Annotated in this window: 24 protein-coding genes; 17 read left to right on the top strand and 7 right to left on the bottom strand. The window is 69.7% G+C overall.

From position 1 onward, the window contains the following. Positions 1-4 precede the first annotated feature (4 nt). Both ACFQVD_RS37945 and hppD read right to left on the bottom strand, forming a co-directional pair. Positions 5-427 carry an RDD family protein gene (locus ACFQVD_RS37945; protein WP_343977769.1) on the bottom strand — a complete coding sequence of 141 codons (423 nt, stop codon included), beginning with the start codon at positions 425-427 and terminating at the stop codon, positions 5-7. A gap of 261 nt (positions 428-688) precedes the next feature. Continuing rightward, complete coding sequence (gene hppD, locus ACFQVD_RS37950; RefSeq protein WP_343977766.1) at positions 689-1,798, bottom strand: 4-hydroxyphenylpyruvate dioxygenase; 1,110 nt, start codon at positions 1,796-1,798, stop codon at positions 689-691. Positions 1,799-1,900: 102 nt separating this feature from the next. On the opposite strand from hppD, the gene ACFQVD_RS37955 reads away from it, so the two are divergent. Together ACFQVD_RS37955 and ACFQVD_RS37960 are read left to right on the top strand one after the other, a co-directional pair. Then, positions 1,901-2,380, top strand: coding sequence for an Lrp/AsnC family transcriptional regulator (locus ACFQVD_RS37955; protein ID WP_030910940.1), 480 nt, complete (start codon positions 1,901-1,903; stop codon positions 2,378-2,380). Between the two features lie 104 nt (positions 2,381-2,484). Next, positions 2,485-4,623, top strand: coding sequence for a transglycosylase domain-containing protein (locus tag ACFQVD_RS37960; protein ID WP_343977763.1), 2,139 nt, complete (start codon positions 2,485-2,487; stop codon positions 4,621-4,623). 2 nt (positions 4,624-4,625) lie between these two features. Here the strand turns inward: ACFQVD_RS37960 and ACFQVD_RS37965 are convergent, their stop codons facing one another. Further along, on the bottom strand, positions 4,626-6,626 hold the full coding sequence (locus ACFQVD_RS37965) for a thioredoxin domain-containing protein (protein ID WP_343977760.1): 2,001 nt from the start codon (positions 6,624-6,626) through the stop codon (positions 4,626-4,628). A gap of 387 nt (positions 6,627-7,013) precedes the next feature. On the opposite strand from ACFQVD_RS37965, the gene ACFQVD_RS37970 reads away from it, so the two are divergent. Beyond that, complete coding sequence (locus tag ACFQVD_RS37970) at positions 7,014-8,174, top strand: hypothetical protein (protein ID WP_343977757.1); 1,161 nt, start codon at positions 7,014-7,016, stop codon at positions 8,172-8,174. 93 nt (positions 8,175-8,267) lie between these two features. On the opposite strand, the gene ACFQVD_RS37975 is transcribed toward ACFQVD_RS37970, so the two are convergent. Further along, complete coding sequence (locus tag ACFQVD_RS37975; RefSeq protein WP_343977754.1) at positions 8,268-8,585, bottom strand: GNAT family N-acetyltransferase; 318 nt, start codon at positions 8,583-8,585, stop codon at positions 8,268-8,270. Here ACFQVD_RS37975 and ACFQVD_RS37980 point away from each other — a divergent pair. Next, positions 8,572-8,748, top strand: a complete 177-nt coding sequence (locus ACFQVD_RS37980; protein ID WP_343977751.1) for a hypothetical protein — start codon at positions 8,572-8,574, stop codon at positions 8,746-8,748. The two genes, ACFQVD_RS37975 and ACFQVD_RS37980, sit on opposite strands and share 14 nt — an antisense overlap. On the opposite strand, the gene ACFQVD_RS37985 is transcribed toward ACFQVD_RS37980, so the two are convergent. Both ACFQVD_RS37985 and mca read right to left on the bottom strand, forming a co-directional pair. Then, positions 8,745-8,945 carry a hypothetical protein gene (locus tag ACFQVD_RS37985; RefSeq protein ID WP_343977748.1) on the bottom strand — a complete coding sequence of 67 codons (201 nt, stop codon included), beginning with the start codon at positions 8,943-8,945 and terminating at the stop codon, positions 8,745-8,747. The genes ACFQVD_RS37980 and ACFQVD_RS37985 overlap by 4 nt on opposite strands. Positions 8,946-8,979: 34 nt before the next feature. Further along, entirely contained in the window at positions 8,980-9,864 is an 885-nt protein-coding gene (gene mca, locus ACFQVD_RS37990) for a mycothiol conjugate amidase Mca (protein ID WP_343977744.1), read from the bottom strand. Positions 9,865-10,092: 228 nt separating this feature from the next. Here mca and ACFQVD_RS37995 point away from each other — a divergent pair, with 228 nt between their 5' ends. The 3 genes from ACFQVD_RS37995 (at position 10,093) to ACFQVD_RS38005 (ending at position 12,568) form a co-directional block, all read left to right on the top strand. Next, positions 10,093-10,521: a DUF4307 domain-containing protein gene (locus ACFQVD_RS37995; RefSeq protein WP_343977741.1), complete on the top strand. Its 429-nt coding sequence runs from the start codon at positions 10,093-10,095 to the stop codon at positions 10,519-10,521. Positions 10,522-10,627: 106 nt separating this feature from the next. Further along, the gene (gene greA / locus ACFQVD_RS38000) at positions 10,628-11,128 is read left to right on the top strand and encodes a transcription elongation factor GreA (protein ID WP_343977738.1); all 501 of its coding nucleotides are present in this window, start codon (positions 10,628-10,630) and stop codon (positions 11,126-11,128) included. A gap of 198 nt (positions 11,129-11,326) precedes the next feature. After that, a complete protein-coding gene (locus ACFQVD_RS38005; RefSeq protein WP_343977735.1) occupies positions 11,327-12,568 on the top strand; it encodes a C40 family peptidase in 1,242 nt (413 codons plus the stop codon). A gap of 19 nt (positions 12,569-12,587) precedes the next feature. Here ACFQVD_RS38005 and ACFQVD_RS38010 read toward each other — a convergent pair whose 3' ends face one another. Continuing rightward, positions 12,588-12,899 carry an acyl-CoA-like ligand-binding transcription factor gene (locus ACFQVD_RS38010; protein ID WP_343977732.1) on the bottom strand — a complete coding sequence of 104 codons (312 nt, stop codon included), beginning with the start codon at positions 12,897-12,899 and terminating at the stop codon, positions 12,588-12,590. A 66-nt stretch (positions 12,900-12,965) separates the two neighbouring features. On the opposite strand from ACFQVD_RS38010, the gene ACFQVD_RS38015 reads away from it, so the two are divergent. From ACFQVD_RS38015 to ACFQVD_RS38060, 10 genes are all read left to right on the top strand, one after another. Continuing rightward, a complete protein-coding gene (locus ACFQVD_RS38015) occupies positions 12,966-13,493 on the top strand; it encodes a hypothetical protein (protein ID WP_343977729.1) in 528 nt (175 codons plus the stop codon). 291 nt (positions 13,494-13,784) lie between these two features. Continuing rightward, on the top strand, positions 13,785-15,584 hold the full coding sequence (locus ACFQVD_RS38020; protein ID WP_343977726.1) for a phosphoenolpyruvate carboxykinase (GTP): 1,800 nt from the start codon (positions 13,785-13,787) through the stop codon (positions 15,582-15,584). 107 nt (positions 15,585-15,691) lie between these two features. Continuing rightward, complete coding sequence (locus ACFQVD_RS38025; protein ID WP_343977723.1) at positions 15,692-16,639, top strand: TIGR04222 domain-containing membrane protein; 948 nt, start codon at positions 15,692-15,694, stop codon at positions 16,637-16,639. Continuing rightward, on the top strand, positions 16,632-17,477 hold the full coding sequence (locus ACFQVD_RS38030) for a DUF692 domain-containing protein (RefSeq protein ID WP_343977720.1): 846 nt from the start codon (positions 16,632-16,634) through the stop codon (positions 17,475-17,477). Before ACFQVD_RS38025 ends, ACFQVD_RS38030 begins: the two co-directional genes overlap by 8 nt. Further along, the gene (locus ACFQVD_RS38035) at positions 17,470-17,832 is read left to right on the top strand and encodes a hypothetical protein (RefSeq protein ID WP_364150962.1); all 363 of its coding nucleotides are present in this window, start codon (positions 17,470-17,472) and stop codon (positions 17,830-17,832) included. Before ACFQVD_RS38030 ends, ACFQVD_RS38035 begins: the two co-directional genes overlap by 8 nt. A 71-nt stretch (positions 17,833-17,903) precedes the next feature. Continuing rightward, the gene (locus ACFQVD_RS38040) at positions 17,904-18,086 is read left to right on the top strand and encodes a hypothetical protein (RefSeq protein WP_343977715.1); all 183 of its coding nucleotides are present in this window, start codon (positions 17,904-17,906) and stop codon (positions 18,084-18,086) included. Between the two features lie 37 nt (positions 18,087-18,123). After that, positions 18,124-19,080 carry a DUF7064 domain-containing protein gene (locus ACFQVD_RS38045; RefSeq protein ID WP_343977712.1) on the top strand — a complete coding sequence of 319 codons (957 nt, stop codon included), beginning with the start codon at positions 18,124-18,126 and terminating at the stop codon, positions 19,078-19,080. Between the two features lie 88 nt (positions 19,081-19,168). After that, a complete protein-coding gene (locus tag ACFQVD_RS38050; protein WP_343977709.1) occupies positions 19,169-19,645 on the top strand; it encodes a hypothetical protein in 477 nt (158 codons plus the stop codon). 79 nt (positions 19,646-19,724) lie between these two features. Further along, complete coding sequence (locus ACFQVD_RS38055; RefSeq protein ID WP_343977706.1) at positions 19,725-20,492, top strand: isoprenyl transferase; 768 nt, start codon at positions 19,725-19,727, stop codon at positions 20,490-20,492. A gap of 242 nt (positions 20,493-20,734) precedes the next feature. Then, entirely contained in the window at positions 20,735-22,057 is a 1,323-nt protein-coding gene (locus ACFQVD_RS38060) for a PhoH family protein (protein ID WP_343977703.1), read from the top strand. The last annotated feature ends 9 nt before the right edge of the window (positions 22,058-22,066 follow it).

Below are 22,066 nucleotides of genomic sequence, written 5' to 3' on the forward strand. Positions count from 1 at the left end.
TCGATCAGGCGTCTATGACAAGCGTTCTGGCCGCGATGTCGTGCACGGCCTGCTTGCGTGACTGAAAAAGGATGAAAGCCAGGTCTATCCACCCCAGGCAGCAGGTGATGTACATCACCCACCGGACCAGCTCGCGAATCGCGGCCTGCCCGACGTCGGCCCTTCGCCCGCCGAGGTCGACCACGCGCAGGTGGAAGAGACGCTTGCCGAGCGTCTGCCCGTTCCAGAAGGCGGTCAGCAGCCAGTAGTACAGAAAGCCGATCACCGCCACCAGGAGGGTCTCCGCGCGGGGTGTTATCGCGACGAAGCCCTCGGAGCCCGTGACGGTGCTGATGGTCCGGTAGCTGAACGGTGTGGAGATGAGGCTGATGATGACGAGGTCGAGGATGCCCGCGAACAGGCGGCGCCATCGTCCGCCCAGTCGCATGCCCCCGTCCCAGGGGGCACCGCCGAACGGCCCCTCACCGTAGCCGGGGCCGGGACCGTGGCCGGGGCCGGGTTCCGGGCCGGGGCCGTGGTGTGGACCGGGGCCGGGACCCGGGTGGCCCGGCCCCGGTGGAGCGGGATCGGACCACGGGTCCGATCCCCGGTCATCCGGCGGTGGCGGTATTGATCCCATTTACGGGTGATTGCCGGAAGAGTGCCATCACAAAGCCAACGGCGGTTTTGGGTTACCTCTGAGCCGGGGTCACAGGTTTCCCCTGAGGTCCTGCTCACGCTCGATCGCCTCGAAGAGCGCCTTGAAGTTGCCCTTGCCGAAGCCGAGCGAGCCATGCCGCTCGATCAGCTCGAAGAACACGGTCGGACGGTCCTGCACCGGCTTGGTGAAGATCTGCAGCAGGTAGCCGTCCTCGTCCCGGTCGACCAGGATGCCGCGCTTCTTCAGCTCCTCGATCGGCGCGCGGACCTCGCCGATGCGCTTCCGCAGCTCCGGGTCGTCGTAGTAGGAGGCGGGAGTGTCCAGGAAGCCGACCCCGGCCTCGCGCATGCGGTCGACGGTGCCGAGGATGTCGTTGGTGGCCAGCGCGATGTGCTGCACGCCGGGGCCACCGTAGAACTCCAGGTACTCGTCGATCTGCGACTTCTTCTTGGAGATCGCCGGCTCGTTGAGCGGGAACTTCACCTTGCGGGTGCCGTCCGCGACCACCTTGGACATCAACGCCGAGTATTCGGTGGCGATGTCGTCGCCGATGAACTCCGCCATGTTGGTGAAGCCCATGACCCGCCTGTAGAACTCCACCCACTCGTCCATCTTGCCGAGTTCCACGTTGCCGACGCAGTGGTCGACGGCCTGGAACAGGCGGCCGTTCTTCACGTCGGGGGCCGCGACCAGAGGTTCCGCAGGGAGGTAGCCGGGCAGGTAGACGCCGCTGTAGTTGGACCTGTCGACGAGGGTGTGCCGGGTCTCGCCGTAGGTGGCGATCGCCGCGACCACCACCTTGCCGTGCTCGTCCTCCAGCACCTGCGGCTCCGACAGCCCCCGCGCGCCCTGGGCGAGCGCGTGGGCGTAGGCCGTGTCCACGTCGGGGACCTCGATGGCGAGGTCGATCACGCCGTCACCGTGCTCGGCCACATGGCGGGCGACCTCGGTGCCGGGGCGTACCGCCCCGCGGAACTCGAACCTGGCGGCGCCCGAGGTGAGGACGTACGCCACCTCGTCGCGGCTGCCGTTCTCCGGGCCCCGATAGGCCACGAGCCGCATGCCGAACGCGCTGGAGTAGTAGTGGGCGGCCTGCTTGGCGTTGCCCACCGCGAAAACCACGGAGTCCATGCCGTTCACCGGAAAGATGTCGCTCATGCGAGTACCTTCTGATTTGCTGGTCTGTTTGTGCAACACTCACTTGAAATAGTGCACAATATGCACAATCGGTTGCCGATCATCGCGGAGCGCCTGTACATCATGACGATCGATCAGCTCGACGCCCGCCTCATCGCCCTGCTCGCGGCGGAGCCCAGACTCGGGGTGCTGGAGTGCTCGCGGCGGCTCGGAGTGGCCCGGGGGACCGTGCAGGCACGCCTCGACCGGCTGGTCGCCCGGGGGGTGGTCACCGGGTTCGGCCCGGACATCGCCCCCGCGGCGCTCGGCTACGACGTGACCGCGTTCGTGACCCTGCAGATCCGCCAGGTCAGCGGGCACGACCCGGTCGCCGTGCAACTCGCGGCCATCCCCGAGGTGCTGGAGGTGCACACGATCACCGGCGGTGACGACATGCACTGCCGCGTGGTGGCGCGCAGCAATGCCGATCTGCAGCGGGTAATTGACCTGATCGTTGACGTCCGGGGCGTGGTCAGGACCTCGTCGGTGATCGCCTTGGACACCCCTGTGCCATACCGTGTTCTGCCTTTGGTGGCCGATGTCCCGCGCAAGGGGAGGAGCTAGCCGTACCATGCCAAGCAGGGGCCAGACACCGTTATCCATCGTTTACCCTTAACGGTCCGCGCAGCCGTCGGGGGTCTGCGACGGATCCGATCGGGGGGTCACGCGTGCTAAAGGGCGGGACGGGCAGTCCCAGGAGGAAGCTCCTGCGGATCACACTCATCGTCTTCGGCGTCGGTGTCATCTCGGTGATCGGCCTGCTCGGGGTGGTGTGGGCGATGACCCCCATCCCGGACAGCACCCAGCCCAGGGCCACCGCGCAGGGCTCGGTGATCTTCTATCGCGACGGCAAGACCGTGCTGGCCAAGCAGGGTGTCAACCGCAAGAGCGTGACCCTCGACAAGGTCCCGCAGGGCCTGCGCAACGCGGTCATCGCCGCGGAGAACCGCTCGTTCTACGACGACCAGGGCATCTCCCTCAAGGGCACCTTCCGGGCCATGTGGTCCACGGTCACCGGGCAGCAGCTCCAGGGCGGCTCCACGATCACCCAGCAGATGGTCCGCAACTACTACAGCGGCCTCAGTCAGGAACGTTCCATAATCCGCAAACTCAAGGAGATCATGATCTCCCTGAAAGTGGACCAGTCGAAGTCGAAGGACTGGGTGCTGGAGCAGTACCTCAACACGATCTACTTCGGCCGGGGCGCCGACGGGGTCCAGGCGGCGGCCGACGCCTACTTCCGCAAGGACGTGGGCAAGCTGACCCTCGCCGAGGGCGCCTACCTCGCCGCGGTGATCCAGCAGCCCTCCAGGTTCGCCGACCCGCAGGGCGCGGACCTCTATGCGGCCAGGGACCGCTGGAGGTCGGTGATCGACGGGATGGTGGCCATCGGGGCCGTCACCTCCACCGAGGCCGCCGAGGTGACCTTCCCCACCCTCAGAAAGCCCAAGGCGATCTTCGCGCCCAAGGGGCAGGAGGGCTACATGCTCGACCAGGTGGCGGCCGAGCTCAAGAGCAGGGGCTACACCGACGAGGTCATCAACCAGGGCGGGCTGAAGATCGTATCGACCTTCGACAAGAACCTGATGGCCGCCGCCGAGCGCGCCGTCACCTCGGTCCTGCCGGAGAACACCCCCAGGAAGGTCCGCACCGGGCTGGCCGCCGTCGATCCCGCGTCCGGTGAGGTCCTCGCCTTCTACGGCGGCCGCGACTACGCCGCCAACAAGTTCGACAACTCGTTCTCGGCCAAGGTGCAGGCCGGATCGACCTTCAAGGCGTACACGCTGGCCGCGGCCCTGAACAACGGCTTCGGCCTGGACACCAGGGTCGACGGCAACTCGCCGCTGCGGATCGCCTCCGCCGACATCCCCAACTCGGGCGGCTACTCCTACGGCCAGGTCAACCTCGTCAAGGCGACCCAGAGCTCGGTGAACACCGCCTTCGTCGACCTCGCCCAGAAGGTCGGCCTGAACAAGGTGGTCAAGGTCGCCGAGGCCGCCGGAATCCCCAGCGGGCAGCTCGACCCGCATCGGGCCGCGGCCACCCTCCCGCTCGGCGTGGCCTCGGTGAGCGCGGTGCAGAACGCCTCGGGCTTCGCCACCTTCGCCGCGGAGGGCGTCCACCGCGAGGCCCATGTGATCCGCTCGGTCACCGACGCCGACGGAAAGGTGGTGAAGAGTTCCACCAAGGGGAAGCGCGCCTTCAGCGAGCAGGCCGCCATCGACGCCACCTACGCGCTGACCCAGGTCGTCGAGGCGGGCACCGGCTCGGGCGCCCGCCTGTACGACCGCCCCGTGGCGGGCAAGACCGGCACCACGGACGAGTCGGCGGCCGTGTGGTTCGCCGGGTTCACCCCGCAGCTGGCCACGGCGGTGAACATGTTCCGCGACGACAACAAGCCGGTGACCGTGAACGGCAGCGCCCAGTACGGCGGATCCTATCCCGCCCAGATCTGGCGCGCCTTCATGACGGAGGCGATGGACGGCAAGCCGGTCAAGGAGTTCAAGGAGCCGTCCAGCTACGGCTACTCCAACCCGTACGACGTCTACGGCTCCGACGGCCGGTACGACGACCAGGGCGGTGACCAGGGCACCGCCAGCCCCACCCCCGACGAGACCGGCACCTTCGGCCCCGGCCAGAGCGCGAGTCCCGGCCAGGAGACCCCCGGCCCCGGCCAGACCTCGGCTCCGGGCGACGACGGGCAGGGTGGCCCCGGTAACGGCCCGGAGGGCCAGGACGGAGGCGGCGACGAGCTCGACCTCAACGGCCTGGGCCGCCGCGTCGTCGCCCCCGTGGGGAGCGAGTGACCCTACGCCCCGCCCGCCAGCTCGGCTCGCAGGGCCGTGGGGGTGGTGACGGGCATCCGGCAGGTGAAGCCACGGCACACGTAGGCCGCGGGCGCGCCTCCCACCAGGCCCCGGCCGGCCAGGAGCGGGATCTCGCCGGAACCGGGCTCTCCGAGTGCCAGGACCAGGCCGGGCAGGGGTGACATCAGAGCGGCCCGGTGCAGGGCCGCCGTCGTCGGATCGTCGGCCGACCCCACGACCGCGACCTCGATCGGGCCGGTCACCGCCGCCTGTGCCACCGCGAGGCCCCACCCGGCGAACCGGGCGTGCCTGTCGGCCAGGACGGTGACCGTGCCCAGGGCCGCCTCGGCCGCCGCCCTGTGCCGGGACGAGCCGGTCAGCGCCGCGTACGACAGCAGCGCCCCCGCGGCGGCGAACCGGCCGGAGGGAGTGGCGTTGTCCGTCGGGTCCTGCGGGCGCTGGAAGAGCCGCTCGGCGTCGTCGGCGGTGTCGTAGAACCCGCCGGAGCCGTCGGAGAACCGCTCCAGGACGGTCTCCAGCAGCGACTCGGCCCGCCGGAACCAGCGGACCTCCCCGGTCACCCCGGAAAGGGCCAGCAGGCCCTCCGCGAGGTCGGCGTAGTCTTCCAGTACCCCCGCGTTGGTGCCGGCGCGGCCGTCGCGGGAGGTGCGCAGCAGCCGGTCACCGTCCAGGTGGAGGTCGTCGAGCAGGGTGGCCGCCTCGCGTGCCGCCTCGACGAGGTCCGGCCGGTCGAACAGGGCGCCGGTCTCGGCGAGGGCGGCGATGGCCAGGCCGTTCCAGGCGGCCACCACCTTGTCGTCGCGCCCGGGCCGCACCCGGCGGGCCCGCGCGGCCAGCAGCGCGGAGCGCACCCGGGCGAACCGCTCGGGGTCGGTGGGGTCGGAGCGGAGCTGGAGCACCGAGGTGCCGTGCTCGAACGTCCCCGTCACCTCGAACAGGTCGATCGCCCAGGCGCCGTCCTCCTCGTCGAGGACCTCGCGGAGCTCCCGGGGGGTCCAGGCGTAGAACCTGCCCTCCACGCCCTCGCTGTCGGCGTCCAGGGCGGAGGCGAAGCCCCCCTCGGGGGTGCGCATCTCGGCCAGCAGCCAGTCGGCGGTCTCCAGTGCCACCCGCCTGCCCAGGGCGGAGCCGGTGGAACGCCACCAGTGCGTGTAGACCCGCAGGAGCAGGGCGTTGTCGTAGAGCATCTTCTCGAAGTGCGGCACCACCCAGTCCGCGTCCACGCTGTAGCGGGCGAACCCGCCGCCGAGCTGGTCGTAGATGCCGCCCCTGGCCATGGCCTCCAGCGTCCGGTCGGCCATGGACATCGCCGCGTTCGCGGTCGTCCGCGCATCCTCGTCGGCGGGGGTCGCGCCGTAGCGCAGCAGGAACTCCAGGGCCATCGACGGCGGGAACTTGGGCGCTCCGCCGAAGCCGCCGCGGGCCGAGTCGAAGGACTCGGCCAGGCTCTGTACGGCCCGGGTGAGCGTGCTCGGCGCGGGCAGTGGACCCGACGGCATCGCCGACTGCTCGTTCAGCGCCTCCACGATCTTCGAGCTCTGTTCGAGCACCGCCTCCCGGTCGCCGTTCCAGGCGTTCGACACTCCGGCCAGCAGCCGCTGGAACTGCTGCCTGGGAAAGTAGGTGCCGGTGTAGAAGGGGTGGCCCTCCGGGGTGGCGAAGACGGTCATCGGCCACCCGCCCTGGCCCGTCATGGCCTGGGTGGCCGTCATGTAGACCGCGTCGACGTCCGGGCGCTCCTCGCGATCGACCTTGACGTTGACGAAGTGCTCGTTCATCAGCGCGGCCGTGCCGGGGTCCTCGAACGACTCGTGAGCCATCACGTGACACCAGTGACACGCCGAGTAACCGACACTGATCAGCAGGGGCACGTTCCGTCGTCGCGCCTCCGCGAAGGCCTCGTCCCCCCAGGGGAACCAGTCGACGGGATTGTCCGCGTGCTGCAGCAGGTAGGGGCTCGTCGCGTCCGTCAAACGGTTCATGAAGACCCTTCCTGGGTACGCGGTGCGTACTTCTCCTCGCGGGGTGCGCACAGGTCGCGCGTCCCGGTTTTTCCCACACTAGACCGAGGGTGCGGCCGAGCGGCCCGTGGTCGTGGTCCTTGACGTTCGGCCCTCTGGAGTCGTCGAAGGGAGTCCCGCCGAGCTGCTCGACGAGGGCGAGAAGGCTGGGACGGCGGTCGCCGGGAGCGTGGCCCTGAGCCCGGCCGGGCCCGCGCCGTGGACGGCGATCGTCTCGCCGGGCGTTCGGGGTTCACCGCCGCGTTCTCCCCTCCGGCCGCCCGGTGAAGGCCGTGCCGGCCGAGGGGCTGGAGGTGACACCGGGCAGGAAGGTGTGTTCATCGCGCTTCGGGCGTAGGCTCACTGGGCGTGGATCTCGACTTCGTCTGTGTGCACGCCGGAAGGGCGGCTTCCGAGCTGACCCGGCGTGATGTTGCCCGCGCGCTGCTCGCCGTGCCGTCCGGGGTGGCGCTGGTGGCGCTGCCCGATCTGAGGCGGGCGCTGCTGGCGGCGGGCAACCCGCTGTCGGTGCCGTTCTGGGACTCCGCGAAGGCGACCCTCAGCGCGATCGAGTCTGGCGGCGCGACCGTGGGGGACGTGCAGCGCTGGATGGAGTCCACGGGCACCGAGCCGCTCCTGCTCACCCGCAGCTTCTTCGTCTGGCCTGAGGAGGACGAACGGGGACCGGTCGGCGAGGAGATGTTCAACCGGCTGGTCGCCTACCTGGAGGAGCGGGTCGCCGCGGGGGAGATCGACCCGGACGCGCTCGCACGGGGTGACGAGCAGGCCAGGGAGGTCTACGCGGACTTCCAGGAGCGCTGGCTCACCGGTCCGCTGCCCGACGGGCGGGTCCCGGGAGCCGCGGTCTCCGACGAGCAGGACGAGGAGCTGTTCGCCGCCTGGGACGAGGAGGAGGCGTTCGCGCTGGGCGAGCTGCGGCGCATCCTGGCCGAGCTGCCCGAGCCCGAGCGGCCTGTCGGGGAGCTGCGGGCCGCGGCCACCCGGCTGCGCGAGGTGCTGGCCGGCCCCGGCTATCCGGGAAACGTGCTGCGGGCCTGCGCAGGGTACGAGGGGGAGCCGCTGCCGGCCGACGACGAGGAGCTCTGGCTGACCGTCACGGCGGGTATCGCAGGGCCGATCTCCGACCTGCCGGAGGAGGAGGACCGGCTGGAGGTCTTCACCGATCTGGACGGGGAGCTCAGCCACGAGGACTCGGTGCTGGCCGCCCTGTGCGCGATCCACCACGCCGACTGGCTGGCCGTGGTCGCGGCCCTGGCCAGGCGCGGTCCCGGGGTGCTGGCCTCACCCGAGCGGATCGCCCGGCTCATCGCCGAGTCGGAGGACATCGACGTCGACATGGACGAGCCGGAGGATCTGGAAGCGGCCGAGACGCTCTTCAGCTCGGTCACCCCGCTCTGGGCGTGTCTCGGGATCGTCGACAGGACCGAGGTGCTCACCCCGCTGGGTCGCTGGGGCCTGCCCAAGGCGCTGGAGCGAGCCTGGTCCTCGACGGACGCCCTCGGGGACTGAGGGGGCGAGGGCCGCGGACCGACGGCCGGGACGCGCGGAGGGGCCTGTCGGCCAGGCCCGGAGAACCGGGTGCCCGCCGCACGGCCGCCGAGGTCAGGCGTCCTCGTCCAGGAGGTCGAGGTAGCTCTCCGGCACCAGGTCCCGGTACTCGGGGTGGCGCCGGATGTAGCGGGCGACGAACGGGCAGAGCGGCACGACCATCCGGCCGGAGGCGCGGCTCGCGTCGAGAGCCGCGGCGGCCAGCCGCCCGCCCAGGCCCCTGCCCTCGAACTCGGGGAGGATCTCGGTGTGCGTGAAAATGATCTTCCCGGATCGGAGCCGGTACGCGGCGAACCCGGCGACCCCGCCGTCCAGCAGGATCTCGAAGCGGGCGGCCTCGTGGTTGTCGGAGACCTCGATGTCGTCGGCCATGCTCGTCCTTGGGGTGTCGGCCCTGCCGGGCGGGTTCTTCGCGCGTGCCGAGCCGTCACCGGCCGGGGTCACGGGTCCGGCGGTGTGGGTGATCGCCCCGATCACCCCCGCCCGTCCCTCGATCGCCCCCGGCGGGCCGGGGACGTACGCGGAACCGGACTAGGGGGCGGTCGGTGTCGTGGTGCCGGCGGTGCTCCGCTGCTTCCTCAGCTCGGCCTCGGAGGGGACCTCGATCCTGGAGATCTGCCTGCGCATCGACTTGACGAGCAGGTAGAGGGCGAACCCCATCGCTGCCACGACGAGGAAGCCCACGAGGCCCGGGTTGACGACGGACTCGTCGAGGACGTTTGGTGTAATCACACGTCAAGTCTGCCACCGCCACCCCACGGTCGCGTCAGTGGCAGGCGTGCGAGACCGTGTCCGCGTGGATTCCGGTGAACAGGTCGTCCTCGGGAAGCTCGACGTCCACGAGCGCGCGGGCCAGGTGGTAGTCCTCGGTCGGCCAGACCTCACGCTGCAGGTCACGCGGGCAGACGAACCAGAAGCCGTCCGGATCGACCTGGGTGGCGTGCGCGAGCAGCGCCTCGTCGCGGATCTCGAAGTAGTCGCCGCAGGGGACCCGGGTGGTCACCGGCCACTTCTGCGGGCGGTCCTCCCAGCGGGAGATCCAGTCGGCGTAGGGGGAGCCCATGCCGCGGGAGTTCATCGCCTCGTGCAGCGCCTCGAACCGGTCCTTGGTGAAACCCATGTGGTAGTAGAGCTTCAGGGGCTGCCAGGGCTCGCCGGTGCCCGGGTAACGGTCGGGGTCGCCCGCCGCCTCGAACGCCTCCACCGAGACCCGGTTGGTCATGATGTGGTCGGGGTGCGGATAGCCGCCGTCGTCGTCGTAGGTGAGGATGACGTGCGGCCTGAACTCGCGGACGGCCGCGACCAGCGAGGCCGAGGCGATCTGGAGGGGCTGCAGGGCGAAGCAGCCCTCGGGTAGCGGTTCGCTCTCGTCCTCGGGCAGGCCGGAGTCGACGAACCCCATGAAGCGCTGTCGTACGCCGAGGATCTCGCGGGCGCGCTCCATCTCCAGACGTCGCACCTCGCCGATGTTCTCCAGGATCTCCGGGCGCTCCATCTTGGGGTTCAGGATCGACCCGCGTTCGCCCCCGGTGAGCGTACAGACCAGCACGTCCACGCCCTCGGCCACGTAGCGCGCCATGGTGGCGGCGCCTTTGCTCGACTCGTCGTCGGGATGCGCGTGGACGGCCATCAGCCTGAGTGGTGCACTCACGGGCTCGGTGTCTCCTCTGTGTCGGTCGCGCTTCGGATCGTCGTCGGTCGCCTCGCGGACGGCCTAACCTGGCCGTATCCCCCGCTCCGCTCGACGCGGTACCCCGCGCGCCCTTGGCTTACGTCACTCTGTGAAGAGGTTAGTTTCTCTTGGGCGGTCGCGAGGGCGAGGCCCCCGCAGGGGACAATTGTCTCGGATAACACCGAGGTAGTGCAGGGAGATTCCGTCATGGCCACCAGCGAAGCCGAGAAGGGCCGTCAGAACGGCCCGATCCTTGGCACCCCGGACGATTTTCCCGACCGTCCGGAGCGCAGGGGACGCTTCGTCGTGCACGTCGTGATCGCGATCCTCTGCGCCGTGTGCGCGGGGGGCTGGGGCTATGTGATGTGGGCGTCCAAGGGCAACACGGAAGTCATCGACCAGCTCATCGCATTCGATGCCAGCCGCGGCGATTCTGTGCAGATCATGTTCGAGGTCGTCAAACCATCTGATCGCGCGGCGCTCTGCCGGCTGCGGGCCACCGACGTCAGCCACGTCGAGGTCGGCAGCAAGGAGGTCAATATTCCGGCTGGTGAGGGGTATGTTCGGCTTACTGAACAGCTAGAGACCAGTGCTCAGGCCACTTCTGGTCATGTCCAGTACTGCTATCTCGTATAGTGAGACATTTGAGGAGGCGGACGAAGGCCTAACTTGTTAGCCTGTCGAGATTCGACCGTCCGCAACCCCCAAGCACGAAGCCCCCTAGAGGAAGCAAGGAGAACCCGTGGCCGACTCCCACAACGAGAGCGTCACCTGGCTCACTCAGGAGGCGTACGACCGCCTGAAGGCTGAGTTCGAGCATCTCTCGGGGCCCGGGCGCGTCGACATCGCCAAGAAGATCGAGGCGGCCCGCGAAGAGGGCGACCTGAAGGAGAACGGTGGCTACCACGCCGCCAAGGACGAGCAGGGCAAGATGGAGGCCCGCATCTTCCATCTCCGTCAGATCCTGGACAGCGCCAAGGTCGGTGAGGCGCCCCGTACCGAAGGCGTGGTGGGCCCAGGAATGACGGTCACCGTCCGTTTCGAGGGCGACGACGAGGAGGTCGCCTTCCTGCTGGCCTCCCGCGAGGAGAGCGGCGCCCCGATCGACGTCTACTCGCCGAAGTCGCCTCTCGGCTCGGCGATCAACGGCAAGAAGATCGGTGAGAAGGCGACCTACACGATGCCGAACGGCCGGTCCAACACCGTCGAGATCCTCGAGGCCGTGCCGTACGTCGGCAACTGACCTCCCCACACTCCGTTGATCCGTTGATCCGCCGGGACGGGTGTCCCGGCGGATTGCCATGTCTTGGAGGATTTGGCGGGAGATTTGTAGTCTTTCGGCCATATTGCAGATAAGGCGCTTTTTGGTGGGTTCGCGTGCATCGCCGGGCGGTGTACGGCACCCTCGTAGGGCCGGACCGGTGGGAGAAGGGGATATGTCGTGTTCGATCGGCGGCCACGTGTCTCCGACCTGATTCGGGAGGCCCGCCAGGACCTCGCCTACCGTCCCCGTCTCCGCTACAGCCGCGCCGCCCGTCTGATGAGGCAGGCGGTCCCGATCCTCGCCGTTCTGCTCGTCGGCGTGCTGGCCATCGGCCTGATGATCTACACGCAGATGCCGGAGGCCGATCCGGAGACGGTCACCATGCGCAGATCCGTCGCCACCGTGCCGACCCAGGTGGCGAAGCCCGTCCAGCCCGCGCAGGCGCCCGCTCCGGTGGCGCCGCTGACCTCGATGCGGAAACCGCATCTTTTCGTGGTGGCGCCCAAGCCGCTCAGCTCGGCGGTGGTGGCCAAGGTCGCCCAGCTCTCCGGGGTGCGGGCGGTGGAGCGCGCCGACGCCGCGGAGGTGATCCTGGACGGCAAGCGGGTTCAGACGCTCGGGGTGAACCCCTCGACGTTCCGCGCCTACACCCCCAAGCCGACGGCGCGCTCCGACAGGCTCTGGCGGAACGTCTCGGCGGGGGAGGTCGCCGTCTCCTTCGTCCTGGGCAACGACGGGGGCATGCCGCTGGGCAAGACGTTCACCACCGCCGGGCAGAACCTGAGGGTCGGCGCCTACGCCACGATGGGCATGGGCGCCATCGACGCGGTGGTCTCCCGGCCGACCGCCCGCGCACTGGGCATCCCGGAGAACAACGCGCTCGTGGTGAGCGCCCCGAAGGCCGACTCCGCGAAGCTGCGCCGCGCGCTTCTGCGCGTACTGCCCAAGGGAGGGCAGGTCGCCGTGATCAACCCGGTGCTGACGGTCTCCCGGAGCGCGAACTGGCCGGCCGGCTCCTTCCCGACCACTCCCCAGATCAGGACCGCGCTCACCGCCGCGATCAGCAAGCTCGGCCGCCCGTACGTGTGGGGCGCGGAAGGGCCGGACAGCTTCGACTGCTCGGGCCTGGTCCAGTGGGCGTACGCCCAGGCGGGGATCACGGTGCCCCGGGTGACGCACCAGCAGTTCGTCTCGGGCCCGCAGATCCCGCTCGCCCAGGCCCAGCCGGGGGACCTGCTGTTCTGGCGGCACGACCCCACCAACCCCGGTTACGTCTCGCACGTGGCGATCTACTGGGGGGACGGCAAGATGCTGCACGCTCCCAGGACCGGCGACGTGGTCAAGCTCGTCCCCGTCACCACCCGCAACTTCGCCGGGGCCGTGCGCGTCAGCCCGGCGGTCGCCGCCCGCGTCCGTTAGGCCCCCTTGGATCTCTCGCCTACCGCGTGCCGGTGAGCGGGAGGCCGGCGGCGAGCTGGACCAGGGCGGTGTCAAGGAGGTCGGGCAGGTTCTCCGAGGGGTTCGCGGCCCAGCGGGCGACGGAGGGGAGCATGGCCCCGAGCACCGCGGCGGCGAAGGTCTCGACGGAGAGGTCGCGGGGATCGCGGCCGGTACGGGAGGCGATCTGCTCGACGGTCGTGGCCTCGTATCCCCGCTCGGCGAACAGACGCAGCGCGTGCTCCTGAATCGCACAGCGGGTCTTCGCCTTCTTGCGCTCGCGCAGCCCTCCGGCGCGTTGGGGTGATCTCATTCGCCGATTCTCGCGCCTGTGCGGGCCAGCGTGGACAGCGGCCGTGAACGTTGTAATCTAAATTACATGGAAAAAGATAAAACAATGGAGAGGCTGCGCGGCTGGTTCTCGGGAAGGCTGCCCCGGGAATGGTTCGAAGGCGAGCCCGAGATCGTGCTGGACCGCGAGGAGATCGCGGTGGTCGGCCGGCTTCGGGCTCCCGCGCTCGGCGACGACGTCTCGGAGGTGGAGCGTTCCGCCGCGCTGGAGGGCGGCATCCTGCGCTTCCGCGAGGAGACCAGGGAGCGGCGCGTGGAGATCGCTCTGGAGGCCGAACACCTGTTCCGCAGGAAGGTCTCCTGGGGGGTCGCGGTCGGCGGCGAGACGGTGATGTTCACCACACTGTCGGTGCCCGTCATGACCAGGCTCAGACAGTCGGAGCGCCGGGTGCTCGACACCCTCGTGGCCGCGGGGGTGGCCCGCAGTCGCAGTGACGCGCTCGCCTGGTGCGTACGTCTGGTGGGCGACCACACCGACACCTGGCTGGCGGATCTGAGGGACGCGCTACGGCATGTCGACCGCGTCCGGGCCGCCGGACCCGACGTGAATTCCTGAGGCTGGGCAGCGGGAATGGTCGATAAATTGGTCTGAACCTGTCGGCCGATTGGTTTAGACCTTTCTCATTGGCCTATACCAGTGCGGGAAAAGCTTTTTTAGGGCCGTTTTTTCTGGGTAGGGGGCTGCACAGCCCTGCGGCTCCTGCCAGGCTATACATCGCTGGAGACGCCGGGCCGGAAGCGCCTTGACATCTGATCGCGCGAATTCACTGGTCTATGCCAATTGGATTAAGCGCGGTTCCGTCGTTAATGATGTTTTGGCCCCGTGAAGCGTAAAGGAGCCCGAGCAGTGTCCCTTACCGTAGACGTGAACACCACCAGCCCGACCAGTCATGCGGAACTGGCCGAATGGGTCAGGGAGATCGCCGAGCTGACACAGCCGGACCGGATCGAATGGTGCGACGGCTCCGAGGTCGAATGGACGCGCCTGACGAACCTGCTGGTCGAGCGAGGGACCTTCACACGCCTGGCCAAGCGGCAGAACAGCTTCCACGCCGCCTCCGACCCCGGCGACGTCGCCCGGGTCGAGGACCGGACCTACATCTGCTCGGAGCGCGAGGAGGACGCCGGGCCGACCAACAACTGGATCGCCCCCGCCGAGATGCGCCGCACCTTCGGCGAGATCTTCAAGGGCAGCATGCGCGGCCGGACGATGTACGTCGTGCCGTTCTGCATGGGGCCGCTGGGCGGTGAGATCTCCCAGCTCGGTGTGGAGATCACCGACTCGCCGTACGTGGTCGTGTCGATGCGCGTCATGACCCGGATGGGCGAGGACGCGCTGCGGCTCATCGAGGAGCGCGGCGGCTACGTCAAGGCGGTCCACTCGGTCGGCGCCCCGCTCGAACCCGGCCAGGACGACGTGCCGTGGCCGTGCAACGCCACCAAGTACATCAGCCACTTCCCCGAGACCCGCGAGATCTGGTCCTACGGCTCGGGGTACGGCGGCAACGCCCTGCTCGGCAAGAAGTGCTACGCGCTGCGAATCGCCAGCACGATGGCCCGGGACGAGGGCTGGCTGGCCGAGCACATGCTCATCCTCAAGCTCACCCCGCCTTCGGGGGAGACGCGCTACGTCGCGGCGGCCTTCCCGAGCGCGTGCGGCAAGACGAACCTCGCCATGCTCCAGCCGACCATCCCGGGCTGGAAGGTCGAGACGATCGGCGACGACATCGCCTGGATGCGCTTCGGTGCCGACGGAAGGCTGCGGGCCATCAACCCCGAGGCGGGCTTCTTCGGCGTCGCTCCCGGCACCGGCGAGTCCACCAACGCCAACGCGATCGAGACGCTCTGGGGCAACAGCATCTTCACGAACGTCGCCCTCACCGACGACGGTGACGTGTGGTGGGAGGGACTCACCGACCAGCCCCCGGCGCACCTGACCGACTGGAGGGGCCGGGACTGGACGCCGGAGTCCGGCGAGCCGGCCGCGCACCCCAACGCCCGCTTCACGGTCCCGGCCGCGCAGTGCCCGACGATCGCCCGTGAGTGGCAGGATCCCGCGGGCGTGCCGATCTCGGCGATCCTGTTCGGCGGGCGCCGCGCCAGCGCGGTCCCGCTGGTGACGGAGGCGCTGAGCTGGCAGCACGGCGTCTTCATCGGGGCCAACATCGCCTCGGAGAAGACCGCCGCCGCCGAGGGCAAGGTCGGCGAGCTGCGCCGCGACCCGTTCGCGATGCTGCCCTTCTGCGGCTACAACATGGGCGACTACTTCGCCCACTGGCTCAAGATCGGCCAGCGTGAGAACGCCGAGCTGCCGCGCGTCTACTACGTGAACTGGTTCCGCAAGAACGACGAGGGCAAGTTCATCTGGCCCGGGTTCGGGGAGAACTCCCGCGTGCTCAAGTGGATCGTCGACCGTCTCAACGGCCAGGCGGAGGCGGTGCGCACCCCCATCGGCCTGCTCCCCGCCGAGCTCGACACCGACGGTCTCGCGGTCTCCGAAGAGGACATGCGGACGCTGCTCAGCGTCGACGAGGAGATCTGGCGGCAGGAGGCGGCGCTCATGCCCGCCTTCTTCCAGACCTTCGGCGACCACCTGCCCCGCGAGCTCTGGGAGGAGCACGAGGCACTCGTCGCCCGCCTGGGCTGACAGCTGCAAAGGGGTCGAAGACGGGGGAAACTTCTGACAGGCTGTGCCCGTCCAATCGGATACACGGGACGTCACGCCTGTGATCCCTTTCCCCCGAGGAGGCGGATATGGGGTTCCCGCTGTTCGTCATCGCCTTCGCCGCCGCCCTGGCCATCGTCTTCACGGCGTTCACGCTCGGCCGTGAGCACCGCCGGGTCCGCTCGGCGGTGACCCGCCACCACGGCGGGCCACCGACCCCCTACGAGCTCGCCTACCTCTCCGGAGGCCCGCGCCGAGTGGTCAACACCGCGCTCGGCATGCTGGCCAAAGCCGGGGTGATCCGGGTCTCGCGAGGCGGTCAGGTCAGCCTGGTCGCCGGGGCCGTGCCCTCTCCCGATCCGATCGAACACGCCGTCACGGCGGCGCTCGCCCAGCGTGGGGGCGCCGCCCCGGTGGGCGAGCTCCGCCACGCGGTGGCCGCCGGACAGGCCGTCGACGGCCTGCGCTACCGGCTGCTGGGGCTGGGCCTGCTGGTGCCCGAGAGCGCGCTCGACCACGCGCGGGGACTGCTGAACCGGCTCCTGGTCACCTCGATCGTCACGCTGGTCCTCGCGGTGGGCATCCTGATCGCGGGCGCCAGGGGAAGGCTCGGCGCCGCGGCGCTGCTGGTCGGACTGATCGCGGCGCTCCTCGGGCTCTCCGTCTACGCGCGGCACAAGCGGCTGCTGCGCGACGTCCTGAGCCACGCGGGTCACGACGTGCTCACCTCCGCCCGCGGGACCTATGTCCGGGGCGCCCGCCCCGTCGCGCCCGACCTGGCCTTCGCCGTCGGCATTCCCGTCGCCCTGTACGGGCTGGGGGAGCTCGACGAGCCCGGCCTTGTGGAGGAGCTCCAGCGCCAGAGCGCGAGTGGTTCCGGGAGCGGCTGCGCGGTCGGCGCCTGCGGTGGCGGCGGCGGTGACTTCGGATCCGGGAGCTGGGGCGACTCAGGCGGCGGGTCGAGTGACGGTGGCGGATCGAGTGACGGTGGCGGGTCCGGTTGCGGTGGCGGGTGCGGGGGCGGCTGCGGTGGGTGAGCGTCCCCCGGTCGCCGGCGGGGTGCTCCCGGCGGCGGCCGGGCCGGCCGTGGGCATCGGCTGGCGGCCGGAGATCGACCTGACCGTGGAACGGCTGCCCGGGGTCGACTTCGTCGAGGTCGTCGCCGAGAACGTCGACCCGGCCCGGCTCCCCGAGTCACTGCGGGTGCTCCGCGCCCGGGGCGTGCCGGTGATCCCGCACGGCGTCGGGCTGGGCATCGGCGGTGCCGGGCATCCCGACCCCCGGCGGCTGGCGCGGCTGGCGGACTGCGCGCGCGCCCTGGAGGCGCCGCTGGTCAGCGAGCACCTGGCCTTCGTCAGGGCGGGCGGCATGGAGGCCGGCCACCTGTTGCCGGTGCCGCGTACCAGGGCCGCGCTGGCCGTTGTCGCGGAGAACGTGCGGCGGGCACAGGAGGCGCTTCCCGTCCCGCTGGCCCTGGAGAACGTCGCGGCACTGTTCGGCTGGCCGGAGGACGAGATGACCGAGGCCGCCTTTCTCGGAGAGCTGGTGGAGATGACCGGCGTCGGACTCCTGGTCGACGTGGCGAACCTCTACACGAACCAGGTCAATCTGGGTCTGTCGGCCACCGCCGCGCTGGACGGCCTGCCGCTGTCCGAACTCGCCTACGTCCATGTCGCCGGGGGTCACTCTCGTGGAGGGCTGTGGCACGACACCCACACCGCCCGCGTCCCCGAGGAGGTGCTGGACATCCTCGCGGAGCTGTGCGCCAGGGTGGATCCGCCGGGAGTGCTGCTCGAATGGGACGACGACTACCCCAGCGACGGCGCGCTGGAGCGGGAGCTGGGCCGGATCCGCGGCGCGATGTCCGGTGTCTGAGGACGCGGCCAGGGAGGCGCTGGCCGGGGCGCAGGCAGCGCTGCTGGCCGCCCTGGTGGCGGGGGAGGAGGCACCGCCGGGGTTCGACAGGGAGCGGCTGCTGATCCAGGAGTCCAGCCTGATCTCCAAGCGGCGCAGAACGGTGGCCCGTCTCCGGCCCGACCTGGCCGCGCTGCTCGGCGACGGCTTCGCCGCGGAGTTCGACGCGTACGCGCGAGGCCGCCCCAAGCCGCCGGGCGGCTCGCACGCCGACGCCCGCGACTTCGCCGACCGGCTGCGCGCGGCGGGACGGCTGCCGGAGGAGTCCGTCGCCCCTGAGCCCCGCCGATGGTCGCCTTTCACCAGGCGCCGTTAGAAACTTGCGGCCTTCCCTGTTCGTCCACTGGGTAGTGGACCTCGGGAAGGGAATTCGTCCCGGAGGTCGGCATGCACATCGCAAAGATCATCATCACCGTGCTCGTCGTGCTCCTCCTGGTCGCCGGGCTGGTCGCGCTACGCCTGGCCGTGCACTCCTCGCGCGCACGCCGTTCGACCGGCACCGGGGGCCGGAAGGCCGGAGCGACGGCCGCCAGGGGCTCTATGCCGCGGAGGCGCCGTCGGTTAGGTTGAGCCGGTACATGATCGAGTGCCTGTGCCGGGAGCGACCGTGGGGAATTCCGCCGATCACGCGACCTGGCCGCTGCGCCCCGAGGACGAGGGGACGCATCCGGCCGGTGCCGAGCCGCTGTGGAGCGAGTCGGTCTACCTGGACTTCACGACCGAGGACGGTGCGCTCGCCGGTTACGTCCGGCTGGGCCTGTATCCCAACTGGAACCGCGCCTGGTACTGGGCGTGCCTGGTCGGCGTGGGCAGGCCCACGGTGCTGCTGGTCGACCACCACGTCCCACTCCCCGGTCCCGACCTCGCGGTGCGGGGTGAGAACTTCCAGGCCACCCACGACGTGACGCTCCCCATGCGGTCCCTGCGGGTGAGCCTTGAGGCGGGGGCGGCCGCCGTCCTCTCCGACCCCGCCCTGGCGTACCGGGACCTGGACGGCGCCGCCACGACCTCCCTGGCGTTCGACCTGGAGTGGCGGAGCGCCGGCGAGGCGTACCCCTACGGCTTCGTCCCGCGCTACGAGGTCCCCTGCGAGGTCGAGGGGACCATCCGGGTCGGTGGCGAGGAGATCGCCTTCTCCGGTCATGGTGAGCGCGACCACAGCTGGGGAGAGCGTGACTGGTGGGGGCCGTCGTGGCTGTGGAGCTCGGGCCGGCTCGACGACGGCACGTTCTTCCACGGCATGCGGGCGAACGTCGGCTTCGAGATGCCCTGGCCCTGCTTCACGGCTCCGCCGGGCGGGGCGCTGGAGCACCGTGAGGGCTTCACCGCGGCGAGCGAGTTCGGGGAGGACGGATTCCCGTCCGGGGCGCGGCTGGAGGTGCCGGGGATGCCGATGACCGTCGTCCCGCTCGCCTTCGCCCCGGTCGCCATGACGTCGCCGGACGGGGAGGTCGCCCGCTTCCCACGTGCCCTGTGCCGGTTCGAGGCCTCCGACGGGCGCCTGGGGTACGGATGGACCGAGTGGCACCAGCCGCCTGGCTGGCGGGGACATGGATGGCGTTGATCACGTTTTGATGGTCTGAGCCGGGGATACCCTCTCTGAGGTGGGGGGAGTGCGTTGTCTTGATGGTTCTTATCTGACCGTTACGCCGGTGGCGTGCCGGGACAGTGTCGGTACGCCGTACGAGATAACGCTCGAACTCCATCGCGACGGCGCGTTGTACGGGACGGTGGGGGAGCGCTGCGGCTGGATTCTCAGCCGGCTGGCGCGCGGGGTCGCCGAGGCCCGCGCCGGCCACGAGGCGCGGTGGCCCGATCCCGACGACCGCTTCCCCGGTGACGCGGAACTGTTCGCCTTTCGTTACCGGGCCAGGAACGGGGTCGTCGGCGGGGGTGAACTCCGCTGCCAACTGCGCACCATTCCGATCTGGGTTCCCGGACGGCGCGGCCCGGCCGGGGCATGGCGGCTCACCAGGAGAGCGTTCCTGGAGGCATGGGGTGGCGGCGGAGTGGGTATGCGCGCCGTGCTCACTTCTGCTGAGCTGGGGGTTTTCGTGGAAGACATCATCACGGAAGCCGAAGGATGCCTAGGACCATACAAACCAGGCAAGTCGGCCAGATCCCTGTAGAGGGGGCGGAGGGGTCCGCGGGACGGCGATAATTGCCTGTCAGCGCCCATTCATGGCGGGTGCTGAGGGAGGGGCTCCAATGGGCGTGCGCGATCTCGTCTATCGACTCTACGAGCGCCGGCTCGAAGCGAAGCTGTCCCGTCAGCGGGAGATGTTTCCCCGGCACGTCGGCGTGATCGTTGACGGTAACCGCCGCTGGGCACGCTCGATGGGCATCGACGACGTGAGCCGCGGACATCGCAAGGGCGCGGACAAGATCTCGGAGCTGCTCGGCTGGTGCCGCGAGGCCGGTGTCGAGGTCGTCACCGTGTGGCTGCTCTCCAGCGAGAACATCAACCGTTCCAAGGACGAGCTGGACCCCCTGATGAAGATCATCGAGGATGTGGTCCAGGAACTCGTGGCAGACGGCTGGCACATCAAGCCCATGGGTGCGCTAGATCTTTTGCCGGATCACACGGCCCGTGTGCTTAAAGATGCAAAAGAAGCGACATCACATCGTCCCGGTTTGATTGTGAACGTTGCCGTTGGGTATGGAGGAAGGCGTGAGATCGCTGATGCGGTGCGCTCCCTTCTCCAGGAGCACGCGAGCAAGGGCGCGAGCATCGAGGACCTTGTCGAGGTCCTCGATGTGGAGCACATCGCGAAGCATCTCTACACGCGCGGCCAGCCCGACCCGGATCTGGTCATCCGTACTTCGGGAGAGCAGCGGCTCTCCGGCTTCCTGCTCTGGCAGAGCGCCCACTCCGAGTTCTACTTCTGCGAGGCCTACTGGCCTGACTTCCGCAGGGTCGACTTCTTGCGGGCCCTCCGCTCGTACGCCGCGCGGCACCGTAGGTACGGTTCCTGAAACAGCACATGAACGACCCCTTTCGGTCAGTCTTAAGCAGTTGGAAGTAGGGCATTCAGGACGTACCGTAAGAAGTAGGAGAGCACGACTCACCTACGCCGGAGAGGGCCCGCCTTTGCGTCACGATTCGCTGAGGAGGGCCGGTCACCGGTCCCTGCTCGGCATTCTCGTGAGCGGGTCCGAGGCCGGTCCGCATCCCAGCTCATGGCAGGGCGCCGTCCTTGGCGCCCGGGGGAGAACGCGTGGCAAACCCTTCGTCCTCACCCACGTCGCCGGCAGTCAAGCGGCGCACGTACGTCCTGGACACCTCGGTGCTCCTGGCGGATCCAACGGCGATGAGCCGTTTCGCCGAGCATGAGGTGGTCATCCCGATCGTCGTCATCACCGAGTTGGAGGGCAAACGCCATCATCCAGAGCTCGGATACTTCGCGCGCAAGGCGCTGAGGTACCTCGACGACCTGAGGGTGACGCACGGACGGCTGGACGAGCCCATGCCGATCGGCGAGGGCACCATCCGGGTCGAGCTCAACCACAGTGACCCGTCCATCCTGCCCGTCGGGTTCCGGCTCGGCGACAACGACACCCGCATCCTGACCGTGGCCCGCACCCTCGCCGCCGAGGGACACGACGTGGTACTGGTCTCCAAGGACCTGCCGATGCGGGTGAAGGCCGCCTCCATCGGTCTCGCCGCGGACGAGTACCGCGCCGAACTCGTGGTCGAGTCCGGCTGGACAGGCATGGCGGAACTCCAGGTGACCTCCGAAGACGTGGAGGTGCTCTTCGAGCACGGCACCGCCGACCTGGAGGAGGCTCGCGACCTGCCCACCCACACCGGTCTGCGGCTGCTGTCGAGCAGAGGGTCGGCACTGGGCAGGGTGCTGCCCGACAAGTCGGTGCGGCTGGTGCGCGGCGACCGCGAGGTGTTCGGCCTGCACGGCCGCTCCGCCGAACAGCGGATCGCGCTCGACCTGCTGATGGACCCCGAGGTCGGCATCGTCTCGATGGGCGGCCGGGCGGGCACCGGAAAGTCCGCGCTCGCCCTCTGCGCGGGCCTGGAGGCGGTACTGGAGCGCCGCCAGCACCGCAAGGTCATCGTCTTCCGCCCGCTGTACGCCGTGGGCGGCCAGGAGCTGGGCTACCTGCCGGGTTCCGAGAACGAGAAGATGAGCCCGTGGGCACAGGCCGTCTACGACACCCTGGGCGCGGTCACCACGCCCGAGGTGATCGAGGAGGTGATGGACCGGGGCATGCTGGAGGTGCTCCCGCTCACCCACATCCGCGGCCGTTCCCTGCACGACGCCTTCGTCATCGTGGACGAGGCGCAGTCGCTGGAGCGCGGGGTGCTGCTCACCGTGCTGAGCCGGATCGGCGCCAACTCCCGGGTCGTCCTCACCCATGACATCGCCCAGCGCGACAACCTGCGGGTGGGCCGGCACGACGGCGTCGTGGCGGTGGTGGAGAAGCTCAAGGGGCACCCGCTGTTCGCGCACGTCACGCTGACCCGCTCGGAGCGCTCGCCGATCGCGGCGCTGGTCACCGAGATGCTGGAGGACATCACGATGTGACGGGTGTCC

Source organism: Streptosporangium amethystogenes subsp. fukuiense (assembly GCF_042665875.1).
Classification (GTDB): Bacteria; Actinomycetota; Actinomycetes; order Streptosporangiales; family Streptosporangiaceae; genus Streptosporangium; species Streptosporangium fukuiense.